The 8,254-nt window shown below is 41.3% G+C and carries 10 protein-coding genes and 1 other RNA gene; 2 read left to right on the plus strand and 9 right to left on the minus strand.

Features of this window, described 5'->3' with window-relative positions; genetic code table 11:
* Positions 1-142: 142 nt before the first annotated feature.
* The 7 genes from RYL88_RS09495 to RYL88_RS09525 form a co-directional block, all read right to left on the minus strand.
* Positions 143-688: a hypothetical protein gene (locus RYL88_RS09495; RefSeq protein WP_297967127.1), complete on the minus strand. Its 546-nt coding sequence runs from the start codon at positions 686-688 to the stop codon at positions 143-145.
* Between the two features lie 186 nt (positions 689-874).
* Entirely contained in the window at positions 875-1,363 is a 489-nt protein-coding gene (locus tag RYL88_RS09500) for a host-nuclease inhibitor Gam family protein (protein ID WP_297967125.1), read from the minus strand.
* A gap of 117 nt (positions 1,364-1,480) precedes the next feature.
* The gene (locus RYL88_RS09505; RefSeq protein ID WP_297967122.1) at positions 1,481-1,822 is read right to left on the minus strand and encodes a hypothetical protein; all 342 of its coding nucleotides are present in this window, start codon (positions 1,820-1,822) and stop codon (positions 1,481-1,483) included.
* Between the two features lie 63 nt (positions 1,823-1,885).
* Positions 1,886-2,038, minus strand: coding sequence for a hypothetical protein (locus RYL88_RS09510; RefSeq protein ID WP_297967119.1), 153 nt, complete (start codon positions 2,036-2,038; stop codon positions 1,886-1,888).
* A gap of 140 nt (positions 2,039-2,178) precedes the next feature.
* A complete protein-coding gene (locus RYL88_RS09515) occupies positions 2,179-3,108 on the minus strand; it encodes an AAA family ATPase (RefSeq protein ID WP_297967116.1) in 930 nt (309 codons plus the stop codon).
* Positions 3,109-3,184: 76 nt separating this feature from the next.
* Positions 3,185-5,233 carry a DDE-type integrase/transposase/recombinase gene (locus RYL88_RS09520; protein ID WP_297967113.1) on the minus strand — a complete coding sequence of 683 codons (2,049 nt, stop codon included), beginning with the start codon at positions 5,231-5,233 and terminating at the stop codon, positions 3,185-3,187.
* Positions 5,234-5,458 carry a hypothetical protein gene (locus RYL88_RS09525; RefSeq protein WP_297967111.1) on the minus strand — a complete coding sequence of 75 codons (225 nt, stop codon included), beginning with the start codon at positions 5,456-5,458 and terminating at the stop codon, positions 5,234-5,236.
* A gap of 69 nt (positions 5,459-5,527) precedes the next feature.
* On the opposite strand from RYL88_RS09525, the gene RYL88_RS09530 reads away from it, so the two are divergent.
* Both RYL88_RS09530 and RYL88_RS09535 read left to right on the plus strand, forming a co-directional pair.
* Positions 5,528-5,821, plus strand: coding sequence for a hypothetical protein (locus RYL88_RS09530; protein ID WP_021084062.1), 294 nt, complete (start codon positions 5,528-5,530; stop codon positions 5,819-5,821).
* Positions 5,822-6,066: 245 nt separating this feature from the next.
* On the plus strand, positions 6,067-6,690 hold the full coding sequence (locus RYL88_RS09535; RefSeq protein WP_297967105.1) for a S24 family peptidase: 624 nt from the start codon (positions 6,067-6,069) through the stop codon (positions 6,688-6,690).
* Positions 6,691-7,434: 744 nt separating this feature from the next.
* On the opposite strand, the gene rnpB is transcribed toward RYL88_RS09535, so the two are convergent.
* Positions 7,435-7,760: RNase P RNA component class A (rnpB, locus tag RYL88_RS09540), an RNA gene on the minus strand.
* Between the two features lie 148 nt (positions 7,761-7,908).
* Positions 7,909-8,118, minus strand: coding sequence for an alkylphosphonate utilization protein (locus RYL88_RS09545; RefSeq protein ID WP_185898507.1), 210 nt, complete (start codon positions 8,116-8,118; stop codon positions 7,909-7,911).
* Positions 8,119-8,254 lie beyond the last annotated feature (136 nt).

Consider the following 8,254-nt stretch of genomic DNA (forward strand, 5'->3'; position numbering starts at 1 on the left):
GCCGGGTGCGAAAAGACGAAATGCAAATTTATACCGTTTATCTTTGCCCATTTTAAAAGCTTAGCATCGACAATCCCCTCTATACCGTATTTGGCCAGCCTTTGGACGAGTTGGTATTTTGCGATACCGGGAGCGGCCTCCATCATTTGCTCTCCAGCAAATTTCTTTGAAGCTGAGCTTCGGGCATTCCCTCGGCCATCTTTTGGATGTTTAGTATCTCTTTTATCTCTTCGGGACTTAGAGGCTTTGCCTCTCCTATGCGTTTGTTGTCTTTGAAGCCTAGTCTGTTTTTCCATACGAAAGCAGCTTGAGCGTTTTCTAAGCACTTTTCCCAGCTTTGAAAATACGCCGATCTTAAAATTTCAAACTCCATAAACTCATATTTGGTTAAAGAAAAGCTTATTTGCCTGCCTTTGCACTGGATATACCTTATACCGTCGCTTATGAATATATCTTTTACTTTGGCGCAAATTCTAAACAAAAGCTCTTTTTCGAATTTGCTCTCATATTTAAAAAAATACTCCTTGGTTTTTTCATCATCCATCAAGGATTCAAGGCTTATTTTATGTTTTTTTAGTAGCCTGTTTAGTATATCTTTAGCATTCTTTGCTTCGCCACCTACGCCTTGCTCTGCTAGAGCTTGGAGCTTTAGAAGTCTGGCTTTTAGTTTTTCGTCGATGTTTTGCATGGTTTTTCCTTAAAATTTAAACCTTTTAAAATACGTTTAACAGCGAATTAAACGCATTTTAAAGGGCTTAACGCCCTTTAGCGCGAATTCTTAGTTTCGCTCGCCTTACAAATCTAGGTAAAAGCCTATTTTTGTCGTCCCTTAAGCCCTTAAAGTTGTGCCACAGGCCTTGAAATATGCTTTCTTTCATTTTCCTACCTCCAAACTCTCTATTTTAGGAACTATGCGGAAGCTATCTTTTACCGTTCTTGTTAGCCCTAGCTTTACGAGATCTTCGTCTTTTAGCTCCGCTAGAGCGTCTTTATTGGGCTTTTCCTCGTATATGATGCACTCTTTGGCTAGCCCGTAACTTTTGATCGCCTTTAACAGGCTTTCCACTTTAGCCTTTATGCGCGGCAGGCTTACGCTTTTTGTGAGGCGGTAGCCGATCTCGCCGAAAGTAAATTCTTTCGAGCGTTTTTCGGCAAATTCGTACTTGTTCTCTTCGCAAAAAAACGTGATTTGCTGCTCGATATAGTTTTTCTCGCTCTCGAGCCTCTCTACTTCGGCCTTTCTACTCTCTTTGATGCGGTTGCACTCAAGCGTTACTTCGCCGTTAATCTTTTCTATGCCTACGCTTAGCTCGCATACCTTTTTTAGCGCATTATCTATATCGCTAAAACTTTTTATTTCCATATTTTCCTCCTAAAATTTTAAATTTCATCGCAAATTTGAGTTTCGTTACGTATCCGTAGATCGTACATATCGCCAAATTCTCTTTAGCTTTTTTGTGGTTTTTAAACTCAAGCGCCATTACTCAAACAAACTAAATTTAAGCTCGCTTAGGCCGTATTCTTTAGCCCACGCCGCCTCTTGCGCCACGCCCTCGCTGTTATCGCTCCATTTGCACGGGTAGCGGTAGTAGTAGCTACACACCCTAAGCAGCTCTTCGCAGTTTTTCATCACTCTTTCGCGCTCAAGCTCGCTATACACGCCCATCCACGCAAGCACGGGCGAGATAGGCTCGTAGCCGTTTTGTCTGACGATAGCGCAAGCTTGCTGCGCTATTTGCCTCGCATAGTAGTTTCTGTCTCGATCTTTGCACTTGATACTAGCGTAGGGCGTAGAAACAAATACTAATCTTGCCGTTTTCATTTATTCTCCTTTCTTAAAATTTAACTTTATGAGGCGTCCCGCAAGACGCCCGAAAAACCAAATTTAAGCCGCCGTATCTATCACTTTGCCGTCGGTGGTTCTTATGATATATTTGCCTACCAGCTTAAACATACTCTTTGAGTAGTCCGCTTTCTGGCCTTTTATCATGCTTCCGCGCCTTATGCCTCTTATTTCGCCTTTTGAGTTCACTCTCACTTTAAATCCTTTCTCTTCAAGATTTCTTACCAACCTAACTAGCCCCGCCGCTCGCGTTTGATTAACTGCGCAATTTTCAAGAGAATCTATCGTTACGTTCATCATTTTTTCACTCCTTACAACTATTACAACCGTTACAACTATAAAAGCAACATCTTCGTAGCCTCTTTGACTACGTCTTCGTTTATAGGGGTCTTTGCATATTCGCTTAGCATCTTTGCCCTTCTTAGCAACTTTTCGGTCTTTCTGAAATTTCCTTTAGCTAGCGCTTCTATTAGATCGATGCACGGTTTTTGCGTTACGCCGAAGTTTTTACAAACGGCTTCTAGGTCGTCTCTTATCTTTTTCTTGTCTTCGTCTACGTAGGAAAGTCCGCCTAGTATCCATTTATTTCCGACTCTTGAGCTTAGCTGTTCTAGCTCGTTTCCGCTCTTTGAAGCGGTTAAATTTATTAGTAGCTTGTTCGTGCCCACGAGCACCAAAGTAGCGCGGCTAAAATCGTGCATCCTGCGCAAGCTTTCAAGCGCGCGGTAAGGCAAATGCTCAGCCTCGTCTATGATAATCGTCCTGCTTACCTTTTTTAGAGCTTCCGCGCTTTGACGTATTAGCTCGTCTATGCTTCCTTTGTCGTTTAGTCCGAGCTCTCTAGCTAAAATTTTAAAAAGGCTCTTTGCGGACGTATTTATGGTGGCCTCGATTAGAATGCTATCGGGATGCGTTCTTACGTATTCGCGCACGGCTCTTGTCTTTCCGCTGCCGGCTACTCCGCTTATCATCGCCATATCTCTATCTTGTACCGCCCAGCCGATCACCGCGTGTATGCTTTTGGCGTCCTTGGTTCTTACAAACGGTAGCTCGTCTTGCAAAACGTCCACTTTTTGGATAAAATTGTCGAGATAGTTTTTAGCTGGCTCTTCTACTTTGTCGGCATACTTGTAGCTAGAGCCTTCTTTTATGTATCCCGAGATATACGCGGGATTTATCCCCAAAGCCGTAGCGAATTTGTTCTGACTCATGCCGCTTGATTTATTAGCTTCGATGAAGTCTTTTATTCTCTCTGCTAACTGCATTTTTCCTCCTTTGATTTTGGTTTTTAAATGTTTTAAACGCCGTTTAATAGGACTTTAAACGACCTTGAAAACATTTTTATTCCCCGCTTGCTATCTCTATGGCGTCGTCTACGGAAAATTTCTTTTTAGTCGTTCTCTCTGCGCTAAATTCGTTTAATTTATCGTAATCAAACCCCGCGTTTATTATGTTATTTACCTCTTTTTGCCTTTTTATGGTCTCTTTTAGTGTCTCTATCTTGTCGTCGTCTTCGTAGTTAAAGTTTTCAGGTTTTAACGCCTCTTTGTGGGCTTCAAGCATTACTTCGAGGTCGTAATTTACGTTTAGTCTCGTAAATTCGCTAAATTCGGCGCGTTTTATGACGGCTCGGATGGCTTTCATATCGTCTTTAAAGACCTTTTTAACGGCCTTGTAGGTTTCCGCGCTCATAGGGCATATCTCTTTATCCTTTGCTTCGCAGATGAAATTTCCTTCCAAATCGAATACGAATATCGAGCTTACGTCGTCTATGTTTTCGCTAACTAACACCTGGGTCTTTACGGCCGGAAGAAACGCCGAGCCGAATTCTCTTGCATCGTAACTAATTCCCTTTTTGCCTACCGTTCTAGGCTCTAACCCTCCCGCATGTAGCATAAATTCCTCTTTTCTTACGCCGCGAAGCGGAGTCGTATCGCTATTCCAACGATCTATCGGGCTTGATTTTTTGCGTCCTACGCTCATTATGTCCCATTTAAGCACCTCGGCTTCAAATTTAACCCTTGCCTGGTCTAGCGTTAGCAGGTATTTAAGGTTGGTCTTTTTAACAAACCCTAGCTCGTCTTTTGCGGATCTATCTTTTTTGGGCGTTCTTTGCTCGATCGCCTCTCTCATGGCTAGGTTAAATCCTATATATCCCGGCGTTTGAGAGATGCCCGCATGCTGCATCACTCCAAAGTGCCTCTCTACAAAGCCTTTTTCGTCGCCGCTATACGCTATGGCTCTATCGTAGTCGATATTTAAGCCGTTTAATAGATGCTGAAACTGATCGCTTAGGTAGTCCTTGCCATTGTCTCCTTTCACGTAATCGGGTTTGCCTAGCGTATTAAGCGCTTTCCACATGAGTCTTACAAGGCCTAGGGCATTTGATTTTCTCTCTATACTGGCTACGCATCTGCCGCTATACACGTCCACGATGCTAAGGATATTGGCTCGTATCGCCTCGCCTTTTTCCCCGTCTCTTACCATCACGTCAAGCGGCGAGCTATCTATCTGCCAGCATTGGTTGCGTCTGGTTATCATCTCGCCTTGATCGCCCAGAGCCGGCTGGAAGTAGCTTTTCGCTTTATCTTCGCCTTTCGTGATCATTATGTATTCAAGCTTGTTAGCGGCGTAATAGCCGTCTAGGTATCTTTTTATTACGCCTGCGTCAAAGAGCGGTTTTATCTTTCCGGTTAGAAATTTCGGATAGTTATGCGCTTCGCCCCTTCGTCTAAAATACTCCTGATGGAGTCTGCGGTAAAGCTCCGTTATATTTAGCCCGCCTGCGCCGTAAGCGCGGAAATTTTCAAGGATAAACTCCTTCATCCACTCTTCGAGCACGCTGGCGTTTTTTCTATGCTTGCCGCGCTTATCTATCAGCGCCGCCGCGCCTTTTTCTTTATAAGCTTTTTGCCATCTAAAAAGGTTTGCCTGGCTTTCGCCGCTGTCTTCGCAAAACTTTTTACATGACACTCCTTGTTTTTTGGCCGCCTCATACTCTTTTAGCAGTCTGATTTTTTCGTTTATCTCCTCTTTTTCGCTACCGTCTAGCACCGCGTATTCCCTGCTTAAATTCTCTTTTTTACCGTCGCTCGCGTCAGCTTTGCCGCCCTTTATTTCGCTAAATTTCATCCGTCTAAATCCGCTTTGCTCCGAGCCGTCCTCTATGTATACGTTTACGTCTTTATCCGCCTTGCCGCCTTTTATCGCTCCGTCTATATCCGCGATCTCTACCGCAAACAGCAGCTTCGCTCCGCCGCGGCTTCTGATACCGGCGTCTTTTATGCGGACGAACGGATATTTTTGGGAGTTGCGTCTAGCAGCTTCTTTAAGAGCACTCAAAGAAACGCCGAAAATTTCAGCTGCCGCGGCGGTTTCGACGTAGATCATTTAGCTGGCCTTACTCTCTTCTTGCTCGCTTCTTAGGGCACTCGGAAGCTCCTTAATTATGCCCTCGCTCAAAAGCGCCTCAAACACCTTTCTTGAAGTAGCGAAATTTTTGTTGCCTACTACTTGGCCGTTTATCACCATATAGGTGGTGCGCTCGCTTAGATCGTGCTTTTTAGCCCACTGCCTTATGCTTATGCAGTTATCGGTAAAGTATTTCTTTATCATTTTACGCTCCTTTCTTTATTTATCATTGTTAAGTCTATGTTTGTTATAATCTTGAAAAAAGGAAATATCTTGGATTTTCTTACAAATGCGAATTTATTTTTGCTAAATAACCACTTCCTGGCGCTAGGATTAGTCGTATTAAGCTTTATTTTAGGCTTTTACGCAGGTTTATATTATGCGAATTTAAAAAGCAAAATAGGCCAAGAATTTAAGTTAAGCTGCAACCACTCTCCAAATAAAAGAGTAGTTTTAAAAACCATAAATTCAAAGCTTATTTTTAACTCGTGCCCTCACGCAAAAGATCTTAAATTTTGCAAAAAGCTAAATGATAAATGCATTTTAAAAGATCATCTTTTACCCTAGAACGAATCCAAGTACAGCACCCACACAAAAAGCAAAAGCGCAAATCACAATAATTTCAACCATAGCAGATCCTTTTATAAACTTAACAATGATAAATAAAAGAACTATTTTTCAAACCTTTGAAAGATTTAATCTCAAATGAGATATAATTTTTTCGTAAGTTTGAAAGTATTATATAGTATTTTAACCTTATTTGTCAAGGTTAAAATACCTTATATTATAATTTTTTAATCAAAGGCGGCAAAATGGACAACCAGAGGGATAAAGTCATATTTGAAAATATGAAAAAGTTTTTCAAGGTAGATAGTCTCGAAGATGTAGCTGAAAAACTCGGCTATTCTAGGAATACAGCCGCCACATGGCGCTCAAAAGGCTTAACCTCGACAGTAAAATTAAAATTTGCCAGCCTAAGCGCTGATAAGGTAAATAAACCTTATAATGACAAGGCCAGTTTAAGGTATTTTGAAAACATAACGGCAAGCGCTGGCTACGGCTCTAATAATGATGAACAAAATTACTCCATAATCCCTGTTGGAAGGGATTTTATGGAGCAGGTTTTAAAAATACCTTTTAAAAACTATGACGTGATTAAAGTTTTTGGCGATAGTATGGAGCCATTTGCACAAGACGGCGATGCTGTAGTAGTGGATCTGGATGCAGAGGTAAAAAACGGCGACGTGGTTATAGCAAATATCGGTGGAGACGTATATATGAAGAAATTTTTGAGAGATGCGATACATAAAGAAGTAAAATTAACGTCACTAAACAGCTTTTATCAAGATATTATTTTAAAAGGTGAGGAAATAAATCAACTAAAAATAGTAGGTAAGGTTAGGTGCAAATTTAATATCAATATGAAAGTATTTTAAAACATAAAATAACCTTAAAATGTGTCTTAATCAAAAATATTGAATTTTTAAGAATAAAGTCTTTGGATTGCGGTGTTTTTTACGATGTGTCTTAATAGATTTTTGAATATATCGTTGTTTGATACATTTAAGACACATTAAGCTTGTTTAAGACACATTTTTCACAATTTTTCGTGTCTTAATGCTCATATTTTTAAAAATTCGCTGTGCTTCCAGCAACAAACCTTAAACGATATACGGCTGTGATGGATAAAATATCGGGGCGAATTTTGGGGGGGCTTTAAAAGGCGTTTAAAGAGCGATTATTTGGGCTTTTATAAGTATTTGCGGTGTTAAATTTTTCCGCTTTTTTGGGACAAAACGGACGATTTGGGATTATAGGGATTTTTCTTTTGGCTGAATTCTTGCGTTACAACTGAGAGTGAAGCTTTTTAAAGTGCCTATTTTACGCGCTTTCAAAAATCTCGCGCTAAAATTTCTCACTCTCATTTTCTATACCCCCTCACAATCTCCGCGCCCTTTTCCGTAAATTTAGTCTGTTAAATTTATGCCTTGCGCCGATAAAAATTTACGCGTAAATTTAAAAAACTAGCCGAAGCGAATTTACGCCGTTTAATTTATCGCGCGCCGCCAAATCTCTCGAAAATATTGGCCAAAGCCGCAAATTTACGGGCGAATTTTAGATTATTTGCAAGTTTTACGCGCTTGGTCGCCAAAATCAAAAAACCGAAAGTAGAAAAAGTAGTAAAAGGCATGGCGATAAGCCGAGTTCTGTCGTGAGTGATTATTTATCTACTCCAAATTTTACAATTTGGCTCTAGCGAAGGGTTTGACATAAGACTCAAAACCATCCCTTCTTGCTGCGAGTTGGGTTTATATAGCCGCCGCGCTTGCACGCCGCGCTGGTGGGCTCTTACCCCGCCGTTTCACCTTTACCGCCGAAGCGGCAGTTTGCTTTCTGTTACACTGTCCCTTGGGTCGCCCCAGCCATCCGTTAGATGGAACTCCGTCTTATTGCAGCTCGGACTTTCCTCTTTTGCCTACGCAAAAGCAATCACTTGCCATACCTTGGGCGCGATTATAGCTTTTTCGTGTTTAAGGATAGCTTGGGCTAGATCTTACGATTTTTAATATGCGTAAAAATACGCGTATATCGAAGTTTTATAAGCACGCAAATTTAACGATCTCGCGTCAAATTTGCATTTTTCATAGACGAGATTAAGCCTTCTTTAAAAACTCCGTCTTTAACACGATGACGCCCATTTTATCGATCTTGCCTTCGATTTCTTTGTCGTCGTCCGTGAGCTTGATGTTTTTTACCATGGTTCCGCGCTTTAGCGTCGCACCAGCGCCTTTTACTTTTAGATCTTTGATCAGAGTTACGTTATCTCCCGCGTTTAGTTCGGTTCCGTTTGCGTCTTTTGGCATATTTTCTCCTTTAAATTTAGCGCCCATTTTACTAAAAAATCATCAAAAAATAAAGCCCGACGCGCTAAATATAAATACGGATAGTAAATTTTGCCCTTATAAAATAAGCCAGTCTCGTTGCCGGGCAGCTCAAAAG

It is taken from the genome of uncultured Campylobacter sp., from assembly GCF_963517995.1.
Lineage (GTDB): Bacteria > Campylobacterota > Campylobacteria > Campylobacterales > Campylobacteraceae > Campylobacter_A.

Excerpts from the sequence above, each read along its gene's own strand:
- RYL88_RS09495 (WP_297967127.1), bottom strand. The coding sequence starts at position 688 with ATGCAAAACATCGACGAAAAACTAAAAGCCAGACTTCTAAAGCTCCAA.
- RYL88_RS09500 (WP_297967125.1), bottom strand. The coding sequence starts at position 1,363 with ATGGAAATAAAAAGTTTTAGCGATATAGATAATGCGCTAAAAAAGGTA.
- RYL88_RS09505 (WP_297967122.1), bottom strand. The coding sequence starts at position 1,822 with ATGAAAACGGCAAGATTAGTATTTGTTTCTACGCCCTACGCTAGTATC.
- RYL88_RS09515 (WP_297967116.1), bottom strand. The coding sequence starts at position 3,108 with ATGCAGTTAGCAGAGAGAATAAAAGACTTCATCGAAGCTAATAAATCA.
- RYL88_RS09520 (WP_297967113.1), bottom strand. The coding sequence starts at position 5,233 with ATGATCTACGTCGAAACCGCCGCGGCAGCTGAAATTTTCGGCGTTTCT.
- RYL88_RS09525 (WP_297967111.1), bottom strand. The coding sequence starts at position 5,458 with ATGATAAAGAAATACTTTACCGATAACTGCATAAGCATAAGGCAGTGG.
- RYL88_RS09535 (WP_297967105.1), top strand. The coding sequence starts at position 6,067 with ATGGACAACCAGAGGGATAAAGTCATATTTGAAAATATGAAAAAGTTT.
- RYL88_RS09545 (WP_185898507.1), bottom strand. The coding sequence starts at position 8,118 with ATGCCAAAAGACGCAAACGGAACCGAACTAAACGCGGGAGATAACGTA.